Source organism: Aliiroseovarius sp. S253, assembly GCF_049800855.1.
GTDB lineage: Bacteria > Pseudomonadota > Alphaproteobacteria > Rhodobacterales > Rhodobacteraceae > Aliiroseovarius.
The window spans coordinates 1,268,675-1,285,722 of the sequence record NZ_JBNAFW010000001.1 but is presented as its reverse complement, the minus strand read 5'-3'; the positions used below and the strand labels follow the sequence as shown (position 1 = coordinate 1,285,722).

Annotated in this window: 17 protein-coding genes; 8 read left to right on the top strand and 9 right to left on the bottom strand. The window is 56.0% G+C overall.

Annotated features, from left to right (window positions below; all coding sequences use genetic code 11):
• Nucleotides 1–33 precede the first annotated feature (33 nt).
• Nucleotides 34–474, bottom strand: a complete 441-nt coding sequence (aroQ, locus tag ACP15F_RS06400) for a type II 3-dehydroquinate dehydratase (protein WP_424939986.1) — start codon at nt 472–474, stop codon at nt 34–36.
• Nucleotides 475–1,156: 682 nt separating this feature from the next.
• Between aroQ and ACP15F_RS06395 the strand changes: the two genes are divergently transcribed.
• Entirely contained in the window at nt 1,157–2,575 is a 1,419-nt protein-coding gene (locus tag ACP15F_RS06395; RefSeq protein ID WP_424939985.1) for a PLP-dependent aminotransferase family protein, read from the top strand.
• Between the two features lie 94 nt (nt 2,576–2,669).
• On the opposite strand, the gene katG is transcribed toward ACP15F_RS06395, so the two are convergent.
• Nucleotides 2,670–4,850: a catalase/peroxidase HPI gene (gene katG, locus ACP15F_RS06390; RefSeq protein WP_424939984.1), complete on the bottom strand. Its 2,181-nt coding sequence runs from the start codon at nt 4,848–4,850 to the stop codon at nt 2,670–2,672.
• 125 nt (nt 4,851–4,975) lie between these two features.
• On the opposite strand from katG, the gene ACP15F_RS06385 reads away from it, so the two are divergent.
• Nucleotides 4,976–5,866 (top strand): LysR substrate-binding domain-containing protein, encoded by an 891-nt coding sequence (locus ACP15F_RS06385; protein WP_424939983.1) that lies wholly within the window; start codon nt 4,976–4,978, stop codon nt 5,864–5,866.
• A gap of 4 nt (nt 5,867–5,870) precedes the next feature.
• Here the strand turns inward: ACP15F_RS06385 and rseP are convergent, their stop codons facing one another.
• The 6 genes from rseP to pyrH all read right to left on the bottom strand — a co-directional run bounded on the left by rseP (nt 5,871) and on the right by pyrH (nt 11,582).
• Nucleotides 5,871–7,211, bottom strand: a complete 1,341-nt coding sequence (gene rseP / locus ACP15F_RS06380; RefSeq protein WP_424939982.1) for an RIP metalloprotease RseP — start codon at nt 7,209–7,211, stop codon at nt 5,871–5,873.
• Between the two features lie 52 nt (nt 7,212–7,263).
• Nucleotides 7,264–8,451 (bottom strand): 1-deoxy-D-xylulose-5-phosphate reductoisomerase, encoded by a 1,188-nt coding sequence (gene dxr / locus ACP15F_RS06375; protein WP_424939981.1) that lies wholly within the window; start codon nt 8,449–8,451, stop codon nt 7,264–7,266.
• A gap of 9 nt (nt 8,452–8,460) precedes the next feature.
• Complete coding sequence (locus ACP15F_RS06370; RefSeq protein ID WP_424939980.1) at nt 8,461–9,270, bottom strand: phosphatidate cytidylyltransferase; 810 nt, start codon at nt 9,268–9,270, stop codon at nt 8,461–8,463.
• A gap of 58 nt (nt 9,271–9,328) precedes the next feature.
• Nucleotides 9,329–10,069 (bottom strand): isoprenyl transferase, encoded by a 741-nt coding sequence (locus ACP15F_RS06365; protein WP_424939979.1) that lies wholly within the window; start codon nt 10,067–10,069, stop codon nt 9,329–9,331.
• A gap of 46 nt (nt 10,070–10,115) precedes the next feature.
• A complete protein-coding gene (gene frr / locus ACP15F_RS06360; RefSeq protein WP_424939978.1) occupies nt 10,116–10,679 on the bottom strand; it encodes a ribosome recycling factor in 564 nt (187 codons plus the stop codon).
• Nucleotides 10,680–10,829: 150 nt separating this feature from the next.
• Nucleotides 10,830–11,582: a UMP kinase gene (gene pyrH / locus ACP15F_RS06355; protein ID WP_424939977.1), complete on the bottom strand. Its 753-nt coding sequence runs from the start codon at nt 11,580–11,582 to the stop codon at nt 10,830–10,832.
• A gap of 114 nt (nt 11,583–11,696) precedes the next feature.
• On the opposite strand from pyrH, the gene miaA reads away from it, so the two are divergent.
• The 4 genes from miaA (at nt 11,697) to ACP15F_RS06335 (ending at nt 14,641) form a co-directional block, all read left to right on the top strand.
• Nucleotides 11,697–12,605, top strand: a complete 909-nt coding sequence (miaA, locus tag ACP15F_RS06350; RefSeq protein WP_424939976.1) for a tRNA (adenosine(37)-N6)-dimethylallyltransferase MiaA — start codon at nt 11,697–11,699, stop codon at nt 12,603–12,605.
• 176 nt (nt 12,606–12,781) lie between these two features.
• On the top strand, nt 12,782–13,588 hold the full coding sequence (locus ACP15F_RS06345; protein WP_424939975.1) for an AraC family transcriptional regulator: 807 nt from the start codon (nt 12,782–12,784) through the stop codon (nt 13,586–13,588).
• 90 nt (nt 13,589–13,678) lie between these two features.
• Nucleotides 13,679–14,221 carry a VOC family protein gene (locus ACP15F_RS06340; protein WP_424939974.1) on the top strand — a complete coding sequence of 181 codons (543 nt, stop codon included), beginning with the start codon at nt 13,679–13,681 and terminating at the stop codon, nt 14,219–14,221.
• 66 nt (nt 14,222–14,287) lie between these two features.
• Nucleotides 14,288–14,641 (top strand): antibiotic biosynthesis monooxygenase family protein, encoded by a 354-nt coding sequence (locus tag ACP15F_RS06335; protein WP_424939973.1) that lies wholly within the window; start codon nt 14,288–14,290, stop codon nt 14,639–14,641.
• Here the strand turns inward: ACP15F_RS06335 and ACP15F_RS06330 are convergent.
• Nucleotides 14,638–15,168, bottom strand: coding sequence for a lytic transglycosylase domain-containing protein (locus tag ACP15F_RS06330; protein ID WP_424940952.1), 531 nt, complete (start codon nt 15,166–15,168; stop codon nt 14,638–14,640). The genes ACP15F_RS06335 and ACP15F_RS06330 overlap by 4 nt on opposite strands.
• Nucleotides 15,169–15,426: 258 nt before the next feature.
• Here ACP15F_RS06330 and ssb point away from each other — a divergent pair, with 258 nt between their 5' ends.
• Nucleotides 15,427–15,939, top strand: coding sequence for a single-stranded DNA-binding protein (gene ssb / locus ACP15F_RS06325; protein ID WP_424939972.1), 513 nt, complete (start codon nt 15,427–15,429; stop codon nt 15,937–15,939).
• Nucleotides 15,940–15,967: 28 nt separating this feature from the next.
• Nucleotides 15,968–17,038, top strand: a complete 1,071-nt coding sequence (locus ACP15F_RS06320; RefSeq protein ID WP_424939971.1) for a site-2 protease family protein — start codon at nt 15,968–15,970, stop codon at nt 17,036–17,038.
• The last annotated feature ends 10 nt before the right edge of the window (nt 17,039–17,048 follow it).

Sequence of the window (17,048 nt, the reverse complement as noted above, 5' to 3'; positions counted from 1 at the left end):
CACATTGGCAAATGTCTTTAACATACTGAAGCATCAGGGAATCTCGGAAAGGCCAGCGGCCGCATCGATCGCAAGCAGATAACCCTTGGCGCCAAACCCACAAATCTGTCCGACAGCAACGCGAGAGATATAGGAGTGATGGCGGAATTCTTCACGGGCGTGAATGTTCGACAAATGAAGCTCGATCGTAGGCACTTCAGAAGCGATGATGGCATCCATCAGCGCGATAGACGTGTGAGTGTAGGCACCAGCATTCAGAATGATCGCGTCGTGAACACCACGAGCGTCTTGGATCAAAGTGACGAGCTTACCTTCATCATTAGATTGTTCAAATTTACATGAGATACCAAGCGCTTCAGCATGCGCTACACAATTGGCTTTGATATCTTCAAGACGCGTCGCACCATAGATTTCGGGTTGGCGAACACCAAGCATGTTCAAGTTTGGACCATTCAAAATCAGTAGTGAACTCATATCATCTTCCTTATACGGACACCGTGTTATCAGCATTATTTTAAACGATGTCGAGAAAATTGAGTATGAATTACAATCAGTTTGGGCAGAGTTACTAGATTGCACTATTAACATAATATGGATTATGCGTATAAGTGACGTAAGCTTAAAGCCGTAGTGTAATCATTAGGTAACTTAGCAGAACCACCCTTTCTAACTTGTAAACCGATCAAGGTGATTAGGATTTGAATTGGTGGCAACATTGATCGCAAACTCAATCGTTCGAAACTGTCGGTTTAGTTACTTTTCCGACAGCCAGCATTGGCCAAAGGCGTCAGGCTGCTCGTTGTGACGAAAGCTACGTCCAAAGGCTTCTGACGTACAAACGTTTGTATGGCGCGGCTTCGTCAGTTTTCAACAAGCATGATACGACAAATCGTTTGGAGACATTCGGCGAAACGAGATATATGCCCTGCCCCATACACATCGAGTTAAACTGACCCTAGTAACCACGCTATTGTGTCGTGCATTGGTTGTCCGCAGATGCGTTTCGTTTTGATTTCGCGTGAAGCAACGCCATAGTTGCTTCACTGCCTGCCAGAACTGCGGCGAGAACGAAAATTGCGGGTCAGCTGCACAACACGGTTGCCACAAGATTGGTTGTTTATTAACGTCCAATAAGTGCAATTATGAACATACCAATATGACCCAACTTCCTTGGCTTGCCCTATCCATCGAACGTGGCTCGAAGACCCCAATCTTTGAACAGATCTGCACGGGTATTCGTGAAAGCGTGGTGTCTGGTGACCTGAAAGAGGGTACGAAGATGCCCCCTACCCGCGTATTTGCTACGGAAATTGGGGTTTCACGCTCGACCGTCATTACCGCCTATGAGCAGTTGGTCGCTGAGGGCTATCTGACAAGCCTAAGAGGGTCTGGATACACGGTGTGTGCCCTTGGCGATGTTGAGTTGTCGAGCGGGCTTTCACGAATTGTTGCTCTGCCGGAACAAGAAGAAACACGGCCTCCGATTCCGTTCGCAACAGGATTGCCCGATATGCGTCTGTTTCCGCATCGCCAATGGGCCAAAGCCGTTGCGCGTGTGTGCCGGACCAATCCTCAGGCCATGCTGGTTGGCGGCTCTAGTTTTGGCAATTTCGAGTTGCGCAAAGCCATTGCATCGCACCTTGCAGAATGGCGTGGAATTGACGCCTCGGCGCATCAGATTATCATCACGGCAGGTTCTATGGATGCGCTTGAAATTTGCATGCAAAGCGTGATCGACAAGGGCGACGTGATCGGGATGGAGAATCCAGGATATCCACCCCTGCACCATTTCGCGCAGGCTCAGGGATTGGTGCCAACCTATATGAATATCGACGACGAGGGCGCGCAGCTACCGTCTGGTAGAATCCTTCCAGATCTGGTCGTTCTGACGCCCTCTCATCAGTATCCCTTGGGCGGAGCCATGACCCCCAATCGTCGAGTGGACTTCATCAAATGGGCTAACGCACATGATGCCTGGATCATTGAAGATGACTATGACAGCGAGTTTCGATATGCGGGCCGGCCGATCCCTGCCCTCGCTGGGTTCGATCAACTCAGCCGAACGATCTATGTCGGCAGTTTCTCGAAGATCTTCTCAAACGCGCTTCGACTGGGATACATCGTCGTTCCCGAGGGTCTGCTCGAACGTTTTCGAAATACCATGGCGCGGTTCGGTCAGAAAGCCAGTTATATGCCGCAGCAAGCGCTCGCTGAATTTATGTCCACGGGCGAGTTCTATCGGCATTTGCGCAGAGTACGCAGGTCCTATGGCGAGCGTCGAAAGTATCTGTTGGAACGACTGCACCGAGAGTTCTCGCAATACGGTTTCTTCAGGGATCATCAGGCCGGAATGCAGATCGTTTTCCACCTAGATGACGGCGTTCGGGACAAAGACATTGCCCGTTTGGCGCAGGAACGTGGGATCGTCACGCGACCTTTAACATCGACCTATGCCAATGCAGAGGGTGAGGGTGAGGATGGCTTGATGCTTGGTTTTTGCGGTTATTCCGAAGAGGAACTGGGGCAGGCTCTGGATATCCTGAAAGAGATATTCGAAGGACTTTCGTCTGCGTAAATTGGGCTGACGGAAAGATAGTCGCGCGCGGCCCGATTGAAAAAGGGGGCAGTTCCCTGCCCCCTTTGGTTGCTAATTTCGAAGTGGTTTGGTGTTAGCCCAGATCGTAGCGATCTGCGTTCATCACTTTGGTCCAGGCGGCCACGAAGTCTTCGACGAATTTCTGACCTGCATCGTCCTGTGCATAGACTTCAGACAGAGCCCGTAATTGCGAGTTTGAGCCAAAGACCAGATCAACACGTGTGGCGGTCCATTTCGGGTCTCCTGACGCGCGATCCGTGCCCGCATAGGTGCCGTCGCCCTGATCTGACCATTTGGTGCCGATATCCAGAACGTTCACGAAGAAATCCGTGCTCAGCTTGCCCGGGGATTGCGTGAATACCCCATGTGCGCTTCCGCCATGGTTGGCACCAAGAACGCGCAGCCCACCGATAAGCACCGTCATCTCAGGTGCACTCAGACCCAGAAGTTGGGCTTTGTCGATCAACAGCTCTTCGGGAGAGATTGTGAACTCGGTACGCTGCCAATTGCGGAAGCCATCCGCAGCCGGTTCAAGATATCCGACGCTTTCATTATCGGTCATTTCTTGGGTGGCATCGCCACGACCCAAAGTACAGGGAGCCAGTATGCAATGGCCCGCAGCAGCGGCGGCCTGTTCTACTGCAGCAGCACCAGCGATCACGATCAGATCGGCCATCGAAACCGGTTTGCCGAAACCTTTGCGCAATTTCTCCAAAGCGCTCAGAACACGATCCAGTGCTTCAGGTTCGTTCACGTCCCAGCGGTTCATCGGCTCAAGACGGACGCGAGCCCCATTGGCGCCGCCCCGCATGTCAGAACCCCGGAAGGTCGAGGCAGATGCCCACGCAGTTTTCACCAGGTCCGATGTGCTCAGCCCGGTATCCAGAACGGCGGCCTTCAGGGCATTCACATCTTCGTCGCTCAGGTCCGTTTCCGACGCCGGGATGGGGTCTTGCCAGATCAGTTCTTCCCCCGGCACGTCAGCCCCCAGATAACGCGCACGCGGGCCCATATCGCGGTGGGTCAGTTTGAACCATGCGCGGGCGAAAGCATCTGCGAATTCGTCGGGGTTTTCATGGAACCGTTTGGAAATTGGACCATAGATCGGGTCCATCCGCATCGCCATATCCGCCGTGGTCATCATGGTCGGCACCTTCTTCGACGGATCATGGGCTTGCGGGGCCATATCTTCATCGGTGACACCGACGGGTTCCCAGATCCACGCGCCAGATGGCGACTTGGTCAGGTTCCAGTCATAGCCGAACAGCAGATCGAAATAGCCGTTGTCCCACTGGATCGGGTTCGCCGTCCAGGCGCCTTCGATCCCCGAACCGATTGTGTCGTCACCTTTGCCCGTGCCGTGTTTGCTGGTCCAGCCAAGGCCCATTTCCTCGATCCCGGCGGCTTCGGGTTCGGGACCAACCAGAGCCGGGTCCCCTGCCCCATGTGCCTTGCCGAAAGTATGCCCGCCTGCGACTAGCGCAACGGTCTCTTCGTCATTCATTGCCATACGGGCGAAAGTCTCGCGGATGTCGCGGCCCGATGCCAGAATGTTTGGCTCTCCATCCGGGCCTTCGGGGTTTACATAGATCAGGCCCATCTGAACGGCCGCCAGCGGGTTTTCCAGATCGCGTTCGCCGGAATAACGGCTGTTTTCGCTGCCGCTTTCCGCCAGCCATTCGCTCTCGGCACCCCAATAGGTATCTTCTTCCGGCTCCCACACATCAGCGCGGCCTCCGGCAAACCCAAAAGTCGGTCCGCCCATCGAGGTGATGGCCACATTGCCTGCAAGGATCATCAGATCCGCCCAGGAAATCTTGTTGCCGTATTTCTGCTTGATCGGCCACAAGAGGCGACGAGCCTTGTCGAGATTGACGTTGTCCGGCCATGAGTTCAGCGGAGCAAAGCGCTGCTGCCCGGTGCCTGCCCCGCCGCGCCCGTCTGCGGTACGGTACGTACCGGCGCTGTGCCACGCCATGCGGATGAAGAAGCCACCATAGTGACCATAGTCAGCCGGCCACCAGTCTTGGCTATCGGTCATCAATGCGGTCAGATCGGCCTTCAGCGCCTCAAGATCCAGTGACTTGAACGCTTCTGCGTAGTCGAAGTCGCCCCCCATTGGGTCCGACTTGGCCGTATTCTGATGCAGCATTCTGAGGTTCAACTGATTGGGCCACCAATCTTTGTTCGACCGCATCCCCACATTCGTTGCGCCATGTGCGACCGGGCATTTGCCCATCGAGTTTTCGTCCATCTTGCGACTCCCATATTTGGTAGATTGGCTGGTGACGGCAAATACCGTCTGTATTGGCTTCATCTTAGCGTTGCAGAATGATAAGAGGAAATTACACATTTTAATACCGGCAATAGGTTCACCTTATGGGAAATATCACCCTGCGACAGCTCCGTTATTTCGATGCTCTTGCGGAACACGGTCATTTCGGACGCGCGGCTGATGCTTGTGCAGTGTCGCAGCCCGCTCTGTCAGTGCAAATTAAAGAACTCGAGGACACGTTGGGATGCATTCTGTGCGAGCGTATGCCACGACAGGTGCGCCTAACCACATTGGGGCGCGAATTCTTGCGGCGCACGCGCGATATTTTGCGTTCGGTGGACGAACTTGAGGATGTGTCGCGTGCGGCTCAGGATCATTGGGTGGGCGAGCTTCGGATCGGCGTCATTCCGACCATTGCGCCCTATCTGTTGCCCCGGATCGTACAAGAGTTGATTGAACACTTTCCGGGTGCCGAGATCCACATGCGCGAGACCATGACCTCGAACCTGATACGAGAACTAGTGGACGGTCGGATCGATACCGCCATTCTGGCCCTGCCGATATCCGACCCTGCGCTGACGGAAGTTCCTTTGTTTGACGAAGAGTTCGTGCTTGTGCGGCCACTTGCTGACAAGGATAAGCCTGTCCCGAACCGCGATGTGCTGCGCGAAATGCGCCTTCTATTGCTGGAAGAAGGCCACTGTTTCCGCGATCAGGCACTATCTTTTTGTGACATGAAAAGTACCAATCCACGCGAGACCTTGGACGGCAGTGCACTGTCCACGCTTGTCCAGATGGTCGGCGCAGGCATGGGCGTGACCTTGATCCCTGACATGGCCGTGGCGGTGGAAACGCGTTCTGCTCCGGTCACTGTGTCCCGATTTGAGACCCCGAAACCCAGCCGCACGATCGGAATGGTCTGGCGGGCAAGCTCGCCCTTGGCACAACAGTTTCACCGGATGGCTGACTGTGTAAAGCGGGCAGCGAAAGCGTAACGGATCAGGGACAGAACAGGTCGTTTGTCAGGCCGAATACCATAAGCGTCACCACCAGCGCCAAACCAATTGCCAAAAGAATGTTCAGCGCCTTGTCCGAGGGCGGCTTACCCGTAGCCGCTTCCCATGCGTAGAACACCAGATGTCCGCCATCCAGAACCGGGATTGGGAACAGGTTCAACATACCAATGGCAGTGGACAGCATAGCAATGAAGGCCACGAAACTGACCGCCCCTTGCGAAGCCACTTGACCCGAAACCTGTGCGATCCCGATCGGGCCGGACAGGTTGCAGCTGGAAATCGCGCCAGTAATCATGTGCCACAGGCCAGATAGGCTGCTTTGAATGATATAGATTACTCGATCCACGCCCGAAGACAGGCTTTCCCAAACCCCCGCCGGACGGGTCGCCGGTTCAAACACCAATCCTGAGGTGATGCCGATCAGCCAACGTGTTTCAAACCCGCCATCTGCCGACGGAATGTCTTGCCGGCGCGGCGTCAGGGTCACATCCAATGGTTCACCGTCGCGCAGGATTCCCAAGGACAACTCAGCTCCATCTCCGTTTACTACGATCTCGCGCAGTGAACCGAAGGTCGGTACGATCTCGCCGTCGACCGTTTGGATAAAGTCCCCTTCGCGCAAACCCGCAGACATGGCCGCAGATTGTGGGCTGACTGAACCAACCAACGCGGGATAAGGATGTGTGGCAGCGACCGTCAGAACCTGCCCGTCTCGTTCGACGCGATACTCGACGAGAGCTGTTTCCGGTAGCTTTTCGATCACGTCGTAGAACTCGGACAGCGGCGGAGTGTCAAAGCCGGCGATAGACAAAATCTTATCTCCGTCCTTCAGCCCTTGCTCCATCCCCGGCACATCCGACACTGTTTTTACTGCCAACGGATCGCTGGCTACGCCGGTAGACATCATCAAACCGGCAAAGATTATGATGGACAGAATGAAGTTGAAGACCGGTCCAGCAGCAACAGTAGCTGCGCGCGCCCACAAGGGTGCCCCGTGCATCGTGTGGCGGCGATCCTCGTCTGACAGCTCGGCCATCACGGCTTCGTCCGCCCCACCCGAAGCTGCGTTCGCATCTCCGCGAAACTTCACATACCCCCCGATGGGGAAAGCTGCGATCTGCCACTGGGTGCCGTGGCGGTCGGTCCGCGCAAACAACACCGGTCCCATTCCAATGGAAAATACATCAGCTTTGATGCCGCTCCATCGTCCGACGATATAGTGACCGTATTCGTGCACGGCGACGATTACCGTTAACGCGGCAACAAAGGCCAGAATCGTGAAGGCAAAATTGCCGAAATCGGGCAGGAAACTGATCAGATCCATGTGTCGGGCGTGTCCTTTGGTTCGGGCGCTTACCGCCTCTGCTCGGTTCCTGTCAGGTCTTGGCGGCAGTTAGGTTGCGCGCGACCTCTCGTCCCATCTGGTCAGCGGCCAGCACATTATCAAGGGTCATGGCTGCTTGGATCAGGCTTGCATCGCCTTCAAGCTGGGACAGTGTGTCCTCGACCAGTCCGGCCATGTCCATAAATCCGATCTGCCCTGCGATGAACCCGTCCAATGCGATTTCTTTGGCGGCGTTGAACACTGCGCCAGTCAGTCCACCTGCGGCCATCACCTCGCGCGCTAGGCGCAAAGCGGGATAGCGCGCTTCGTCTGGGGCGCGGAATTCCAGCGTGGCGACCTTGGCGAGATCCAGCCGCTCAACGGGCAGGTTACGACGTTCGGGCCAGTGCAACGCATAGCCGATGGCGTGACGCATATCTGGCGCCCCCAAATGCGCCATTAAGGCGCCGTCGTTGAAGCCAACCAGCGCGTGAACAAGGCTTTGTGGGTGGACAAGCACCTCGATCTGATCGGGGTCGACCTGAAAATACTCTTTGGTTTCGATAACTTCCAGAGCTTTGTTAAACATAGACGCGCTGTCGATGGTAATCCGCTGCCCCATGTCCCAATTGGGATGAGCGCTCGCCTGTGCTAGCGTTGCGGTGGCCAATTTTTCCATTGGCCAGTCGCGAAATGCACCGCCCGAGGCAGTGATAATGATCCGCTCGACCGCGTCCATATCTTCGCCGACCAAACCCTGGAAGACCGCTGAATGCTCACTGTCGACGGGTAGAATGCGCGAATGATGGGCATGTGCGGTGGCCATGATCAACGGCCCGGCAGTTACGAGGCTTTCCTTGTTCGCAAGGGCCAAGGTGGCACGGGCTTCTAGCGCACGCAGGCCCGGCAACAGACCAGCTGCCCCAACAATCGCCGACATGACCCAGTCACAAGGGCGCGTGGCAGCTTCTTCAATTGCAGCAGAACCTGCAGCAGCCTCGACCCCGCTTCCTGCTAGTGCCTCTTTCAATTCGAGCAGCTTGTTTTCGTGGGCAGTGATCGCGATGTCAGCGCGCAGTTCCACCGCATCCTTGGCTAGTTGCGCGATATTATGTCCGCCGGTCAGTGCAATGACATCATAGGCATCATTGTCGCGCCGGATCAGGTCGATGGTAGATTGCCCGATGGACCCGGTGGCCCCAAAGATCGAGATACGGCGCTTGTCCGTTGCTGTGCTCATGCCCTGCCCTTAGCCCGCAAAAATCAATGTCCCAGCGCCCGCCAACAGCACCAAGGCGCCAGCCGCACCAATCATCGCGTCAAAGCGGTCAAGCACACCACCATGACCCGGAATAAGGTTGGAGCTATCCTTTACCCCGACCATCCGCTTGATAGCGCTTTGGGCGATGTCGCCCATCTGGCCTGCGAAGGCGATAAAGGGCACCAAAGCGGCCTCAAGAGGCGTAAACACACCCTGTGTCATGCCAATCAGTCCAAGGATAAAAGCACCAATCCAACCGGCAATCGTACCTGACCAGGTTTTCTTCGGGCTGACACGTGGCCAGAATTTCTTTCCGCCGATGAGACGGCCCGCGAAATAACCGGCGACATCCGAGATGATGATGATCAGGATAAACCAGATCAGAGCATGGCCCGGCCCCATCGCCAGAAAGCCTAGTCCGGCCAACATGATCAGAAGGCCGTAGGCAAAAAACAGAACGCGGTGGCGGTTGGCAAGTATCGCGCCCATCACAGGAGCGACGAACAGAGCCGCAATTTGAGGCGACAATACCACGCCCGGTGCGTTGATCGGACCGAGGCTACACAGAAAGATCCCGCATGCTGCGGCCAACCCGAGTACGATGGGAAGCGTAGTGGGTGTCGGTTGTAATAGCCGGGCGAATTCCCACATGCACAGGCCGATGACCACAATGATCAGGGCAAGATAGGCTGCGCCGCCCAACCAGATTGCTGCCACAGCAATTGCAGCCATGGCGATGGCTGACAAAACGCGAGGGGCAAGGTCGGCCCATTTCGAGGATGACGTCTGAGAACTCATTTGGGGGTTATCGCATTGCGTGGGCTGGGCCTCAAGTCAAAGTAAGGCCCGCAGGCAGCTATTCTGCAGCCGGTTTTACGGCACCGAACCTGCGGTCGCGACCGGCGAAGCGATCTACGACCTCACCAAACACTTCAGACGAGAAATCTGGCCAGAGCGTTTCGATGAACTCATATTCTGCATAGGCGGATTGCCACAGAAGGAAGTTCGAGATGCGCGCCTCTCCCGAGGTGCGAATGACAAGATCTGGATCAGGTAAAACACTTGTGTCCAAATAACTTGCGATTGTTTCTTCATCTACAGCATCGGGTTTCAACGTCCCGCCTGCGATGTCCTGCGCCATGCGCTTCGAGGCCCGTGCCAATTCATCCCGGCCGCCATAGTTCAACGCGATGGTCAGATGTACATGGTCGTTGTGACCTGTCATCTCCTCGAGTTCGTCCATCAGTTTGATCAGCTTCTTCCCAAGGCGGCTGCGATCTCCGATAAAACGAACGCGCACACCCTCTTCTACAAGGGCGCGAGCTTCTTTGGTGATATAGCGGCGAAACAGACTCATCAGACCAGTTACTTCGGCTTCCGAGCGCTTCCAATTTTCAGTCGAGAAGGCAAAGATGGTCAGGTATTTCACATCCAGATCAGGACAAGCGCGGACGATCTCGCGTACGCGCTTGGCCCCGGCGTGGTGCCCGAACAAGCGTGGCTTTCCACGGCGTTCGGCCCAGCGGCCATTGCCATCCATGATGATGGCAACATGCCGCGGCGAGGTCGCCTCGGCCTGTTTTTCCGCCTTTGCCATATCCATCACCTAATCCAATACCTACAAAACAATAGAAAATGCAGGGTCAGACCTGCATGATCTCTTCTTGTTTGTTTTCCAGGGCCTTGTCCACGACGCTGACGAATTTGTCAGTCAGTTCCTGCACTTCGTCCGACCACATTTTCGCGTCGTCCTCGGACATGCTGTCCTTGCCCTTCTTGATCTGCTGCATGCCATCTTGGCGCACATTGCGCACAGCCACACGGGCGTGTTCGGCATATTGTGCGGCCACGCGGGTCAGTTCCCGACGGCGTTCTTCGTTCAGTTCGGGGATCGGCAGCATGATGATCGTGCCGTTAAGCTGCGGGTTGATGCCTAGACCGCTTTCACGAATGGCCTTTTCAACCGCCTGAACCATGCCTTTGTCCCAAACATTCACCGTTACCATGCGAGGTTCGGGAACGTTCACGGTGCCAACCTGATTCAAGGGCGTACGCTGGCCATAAGCCTCGACCGTGATCGGATCCAGCATCGATGCCGAAGCTCGGCCCGTGCGCAGAGACGCGAATTCGGTTCTCAAAGCGCCAATCGCGCCTTCCATCCTGCGTTCCAGATCATCGATATCCAGTTCAAACTCTTCGTCAGCCATGGCAAGGCGTTCCCTTCGTCTTTCAAGCTCTTATATTTTCCGAGCGTGTTTCGCCCGGTATAACGCCACCGCCCCCTGATTGTATAGGTCAGGTTCCACTGACGGTGGCAAAGATATGCGTCTGGGCGAAAATCCGCCCTCACTTAGTTGTTAGCCACTAACCCGTGTATAGGTGCCCTGCCCGTCCAAAATACCCCGGAAACCGCCAGGTTCGTCCAGCGAGAAGACGATGATCGGCAGGTTGTTGTCGCGGGCAAGCGCGATGGCCGACGCATCCATGACACCCAGACGTTTGGCCAGCACATCGTCATAGGACACAGTGTCATAGCGCACGGCGTCGTCATTCTTGACCGGATCTTTATCATAGACCCCATCCACCTTGGTGCCTTTGAAGATCGCCTCACAGGCCATTTCGTTGGCGCGCAGAGTGGCGGCTGTGTCGGTGGTAAAATAGGGGTTGCCGGTGCCCGCTGCGAAGATGCAAACGCGCTTTTTCTCAAGGTGGCGCACGGCACGGCGGCGGATGTAGGGTTCGCAAACCTGATCCATCGGAATGGCCGAGATCACGCGGGTAAACACGCCAAGCCCTTCCAGCGCGGACTGCATTGCCAGCGCGTTCATCACCGTGGCGAGCATTCCCATATAGTCCGCTGTCGTGCGCTCCATCCCCTGTGCCGAACCCTGAAGTCCGCGGAAAATGTTGCCGCCGCCGATCACCATGCAGATCTCGACGCCCATGTCGTGCACCGTCTTAACTTCGCGGGCGATGCGTTCGACTGTGGGCGGGTTCAAACCGAACCCTTGATCGCCCATCAGGGCTTCGCCCGAGATTTTCAGCATGACACGTTTATAGGTCGGCTCCGGGGTTTCACCCTCTGCCGTGGTCTGGGCCTGATCACTCATCTGTTGCCACTCTCTGATTGTCGTGATTGTGTTGCCCGGCAATTTGACCGATTAGGGCAAGATATTCAATGAGCGATCCGCCCTACGGACCGAAAAAAGTAAGGACGACTTCACGTGTCGAACGCGCAGGATAGCATTCACGAACTGGCCCGTCAGGTTGGCAGCGATCAACCCGTGCTGATTGCCGGGGCAACCGCTTCGGGAAAGTCTGCGCTGGCTTTGGCCATCGCAGAAGCCTCGGGCGGAGTGATTGTGAACGCAGATGCGTTGCAGGTTTTTGAGAACTGGCGCGTCGTGACCGCCCGCCCATCCGCCCAGGATGAAGCCCGCGCACCACACCGCCTTTACGGGCATATTCCGGGGGATCAGGAATATTCCGTGGGTCATTGGCTGCGCGAGGTGGCACCGATCCTGCAAGGCCCAAAGCGCCCGATCATTGTGGGAGGCACCGGGTTGAACCTTACTGCTTTGACAGAAGGTCTGGCGGATATTCCTCTGACTCCACCCGGCATTCGGAAAGATGGCGAGGCGCGATTTGCAGAGGGCGGACTTCCCGCCCTCCTTGCGGATCTAGACCCAGATACGCTGGCTCGGATCGACATACGGAACCCAGCACGCGTCGCCCGCGCGTGGGAAGTTCAACACACCACAGGGCGCGGTCTGGCCAGCTGGCAGGATGACACGCCCCCGCCCCTGTTGCCCTTGCCAGCGGCGCGGGCATTCCATCTTGAGGCCGAACGGGATTGGCTGCGCGACCGGATCGAACGACGCTTTGATATCATGCTGCAAGAGGGCGCATTGGAGGAAGCGCAGCGTAACCTAGTGACATGGGATCCTAAGGCACCGTCCGCGAAAGCGATCGGCGCGCCCGAGCTTATTGCCCATCTCAAAGGCGAGATCACACTGGACGAAGCACGCGCCTCCGCCATCATCGCCAGCCAGCAATACGCCAAACGTCAACGTACATGGTTTCGCAAACGGATGCGGAACTGGGAGGTGATTCCCCTAGGAGCAGATCACTGAAGTCCATTTTTTGATTTTCTGCGGGCGGATCTAACTTACCCACAGCCAAGCCACTTATCTTGTGGATGAACCTGTGGAAAAGTTGTAATGTGTCAAAAAAACTGAGACAGGTCGAACAGAGTGAGCTAGCGATTGAGCGGTAAATTAATTTTACTAGCTGCTGCGATTGTTTTCTTATGACTGATCTAAATCAACCAAAATCCCCCTTTCGCGTACTTCCTTTGGCACGCCTAGGTGCAGGTGGGCGCTGGCGTACTGAAGCCATGCGGTCGTATGGCGCTCCGGTTCTTCTGTGGTTCACCCGCGGACAAGGGCGCATCACCGTCAACGGCGTAACTTCAGGCTATGGCCCGCACAATTGCATCTATTTGCCCGCAGGCACGATGCATGGGTTTGAGATGAGCGCACAGGTCGCCGGAACGATCATCGTGTTTCCCAAAGACAGCGAAGAGCTGCTGGGGCTGCCTCAGGACACAATCCACCTCCGCCTTCGGGAAGCGGATCGTCAAATCGAGCTCAGCAATCTTGTTGATGATCTGCAGCGTGAGATGGAGAAAGGAACGTCGCGCGCCTCGCGTGCGATGATGTGCCATGCCGGTCTGATTTCTGTCTGGCTGGATCGCCAGATCGAGGCAATTGACGAAAGTGATCGCGAACCCAAATCCGGGCAGCGCTTGGTCAACGCCTTCACGGCTCTTGTCGAGCAGGACTTCCACAGTTCAAAAACTGTGCGGGATTATGCGGCCGATCTGGGCATAACGCCCACGCATCTCAGCCGGGTGTGCAACAACGCCTGCGGACGTCCGGCCTCGGCCATTCTGCAAGACCGTGTAACTTATGAAGCCCGCCGCCTGTTGACCGAAACACGCGTTCCGATCAAGGATATCGCCGCTTCGCTTGGGTTTGCTTCGGCGGCCTATTTTACGCGGTCTTTCCAGAAACAAACTGGTCAAACACCTTCAGCGTTCCGCAAACGGGGATAGGCGCCCCGCCCTGTCCAAGCTGTCCTCTCACAACATTCGTTGCAAATGAAACGAATGTTGTGTATATCCTCAGTTAAAAGGAGGACGCTTATGAAAATTGAACAGATTCACCACGTCGCATATCGCTGCAAGGACGCGAAAGAGACCGTCGAATGGTACGGTAAGATGCTGAAGATGGACTTTATTCTGGCCATCGCCGAAAACCACGTCCCGTCCACGCACGAACCTGATCCCTATATGCATGTGTTCCTGGATGCCGGGAATGAAAACGTTCTGGCCTTCTTCGAACTGCCGACCAAGCCTGAAATGGGCCGCGATCCGAATACACCGATCTGGGTTCAACACATTGCATTCAAAGTAAAAGACCGCGCTGAACTCGTTGAATTCAAAGAGCATCTTGAGGCCAACGGTGTCGATGTTTTGGGCGTGACTGACCACTCTATCTTCCATTCGATCTATTTCTTCGACCCCAACGGCCACCGCGTCGAGCTGGCTTGCCCGGATCCCGAAGAAGAAGCCATGCTCAAGCGCATGGATGAAGTGAAGTGGGATATGTTGAACGAATGGTCCGAGACCAAACGCGCGCCCAAGCATGCCGAATGGCTGCACAAGAAAGAGCTGTCAGACGTCTAACGACGCAGGGCTGACGCAACGCTTCGATTGATTTATGAATGGGCGTATCTTTGAAAGGATGCGCCCATGTCTTTTGACGAAACCCGTTTCGCCCCCCTGCCCGATCCGCCCTATTATGCGGTGATTTTCACCAATCAGCTGACATCGACTGTGCAAGGGTACGAACAGATGGCGGATAAAATGGTGGAACTGGCCGAGAAGCAGGACGGATATATCGGGGTCGAAAGCACGCGAGATCCGTTTGGTGTCGGCATTACCGTTTCGTATTGGCGCGACGAAGCTGCTATCTCAGCGTGGAAGGCAGATTTAGATCACTTGATGGCACAAAAGCTGGGTCAAACGCGCTGGTACGCGCGGTACCATCTGCGTGTCGCAAAAGTCGAACGCGCCTATTCCGGTCCCGAGGGTCGAGGGTTCTAGCTTCCTAGAATGGCTTTCACGTAGCCGCGCGTTTCCTTATAGGGCGGAACACCATTGTATTTCGCCACAGCTTCAGGTCCGGCGTTATAGGCAGCAAGGGCAAGGCGCCAAGACTGGAACCGGTCATACTGCTGACGCAGGTACCGCGCGCCCCCTTCCAGATTTTGCGATGGGTTCCACGGATCCACACCCAGTTTGCGGGCCGTGAAGGGCATCAACTGAGCAAGACCAATCGCTCCTGCGTGACTTTTCGCCCGTGGGTTCCAACCGCTTTCTTGCTGCACAAGACGCAGAAACAGATCTTCAGGAATGCCATGTTGACGCGCTACGGCTTGAGCGACCGGTAGGAACTGACCTTTGTAGTTTCCGGTATAGCTCGGAATGCCAAAGCTGGTTGGCGTCTTGGGGGTATTGGGCCTGAGCCGCATCGAGTTCGAGTATTGCTGTGCCGCGCGCGAATCCAGAACAGACAACTGCGAATTGAACGTGCTGCGCCCACCCGAACTGCCAAACAGACTTTCGGCCATGGCCACGCTACGCGGTGCTTCGACGGCAAGGGCTGCAACAATGCTTAGCCCGGCGATTGTGAATACTCGATGGCGCAATGTCCCGCCCCCAAATTGAATACAACGCCAATATAGGGTCAAGTTGGCTGTCTGGGAAGAGCCGCGCGATCAATCAGGCAATATGAAGCGCAATGGCCCAAGAAGAGCGTAGAAATCGCGTTCCCCTCGCCCACATATGGTGTAACCATATGGCCCAATCTAGAATCGAAAGGACGCAGGATGGCGGGTTCGCTTAACAAGGTCATGCTTATTGGTAATCTGGGTGCAGATCCCGAGGTACGGACCTTCCAGAATGGTGGCAAAGTGTGCAACCTGCGCATTGCAACCTCGGAAACCTGGAAAGATCGCAACACAGGCGAGCGCCGCGAGAAAACCGAATGGCACACTGTGTCGGTCTTCTCGGAAGGTCTGGTACGCGTGTGTGAGCAATTTCTTCGCAAGGGCTCGAAGGTTTATGTGGAAGGCCAGCTGCAGACCCGCAAATGGCAAGACCAGTCTGGTAATGACCGCTATTCGACCGAAGTTGTGCTACAAGGCTTTAACGGCACGTTGACCATGCTGGATGGTCGCAGCGGCGGCCAAGGCGGCGGCGGTCAAGGTGGCGGTGGCTATGGCGGCGCCGGCGGTGGTTACGGTGGTGGCAACCAAGGCGGAGGCTTTGGCGGCGACAACCAAGGTGGCGGTGGCCCGGCCCCGGCTGGCGGCGGCTTCGACGACGAAATCCCGTTCTAAAACGAACAGACAAAAAAGGAGGCGCGCGATGTCATGGTCATTTCCTATCGGGCGCCTCTTTGGCTCGCAGCTTCGCGTCCATGTGACGTTTTTCCTGCTTCTGGCCTTTATTGGCGCTTCAACCTGGTCTGAAGATGGGCCAGAGGCGGCGCTCTGGACCACCGTTTTCATTCTTCTGCTATTTGCGTGTGTCGTGGCACATGAATTCGGGCACGCCTTGATGGCGCGCCGTTTTGGCATTCGCACGCCTGACGTGACACTTTTACCCATAGGTGGGCTCGCGCGACTGGAGCGTATGCCCGAAAAGCCCGGACAGGAAATTCTAGTGGCCTTGGCTGGCCCCGCGGTGAATGTGGTTATCTGGCTGGTTCTTACGCTGCTATTAGGCGCACCCACAGAAACGGACCAGCTTACTGGGACTACCATTACGCCGTCCACCCTGCCCGCCCAATTGGCAACCCTGAACCTGATCCTGGCCGTGTTCAATTTGATCCCGGCGTTTCCGATGGATGGCGGACGGGTACTGCGTGCCGTTCTGTCGCTGTTTACCGACCGGGTTCGGGCCACGCGCATCGCGGCTGGCGCAGGTCAGATGGTTGCGTTTCTGATGGCGTTGACGGGCCTCATGTCTGGCAATGTGATGCTGGTGCTGATCGCAGGCTTCATCTTTATTGCGGCAGGCGGTGAAAGTGCTGACGTCGCCATGCGCGATGTGGCCCGCAAGCTAATGGCGCGCGATGCCATGATCACCGAATACGAGGTGTTACACCCCGAGGACCCAATCGCACTTGCCGCGACGACGCTGATCCGGACCACGCAACATGAGTTTCCAGTGGTTGATAAAGAGGGTCATCTGGCAGGTTTTTTAACCCGCGAAGCCTTGTTTCACGCCATGGCCGAAGGTGCCTCGGGCACCCGTGTGGGTGGCGTGATGAAAACTGTACCGAATGCGGCGTTGACCGATGGGCTCGAAATGATCCTTGAGCGCATGGGATCGGATTCGACGGTGGCGGTTCTGGACCGCGAGGGGCACCTTCTGGGTTATATCACCCGCGAAAATGTAGGTGAGTTGATGGTGATCGCCAACGCGCGCCGTTAACAGGCGGCAA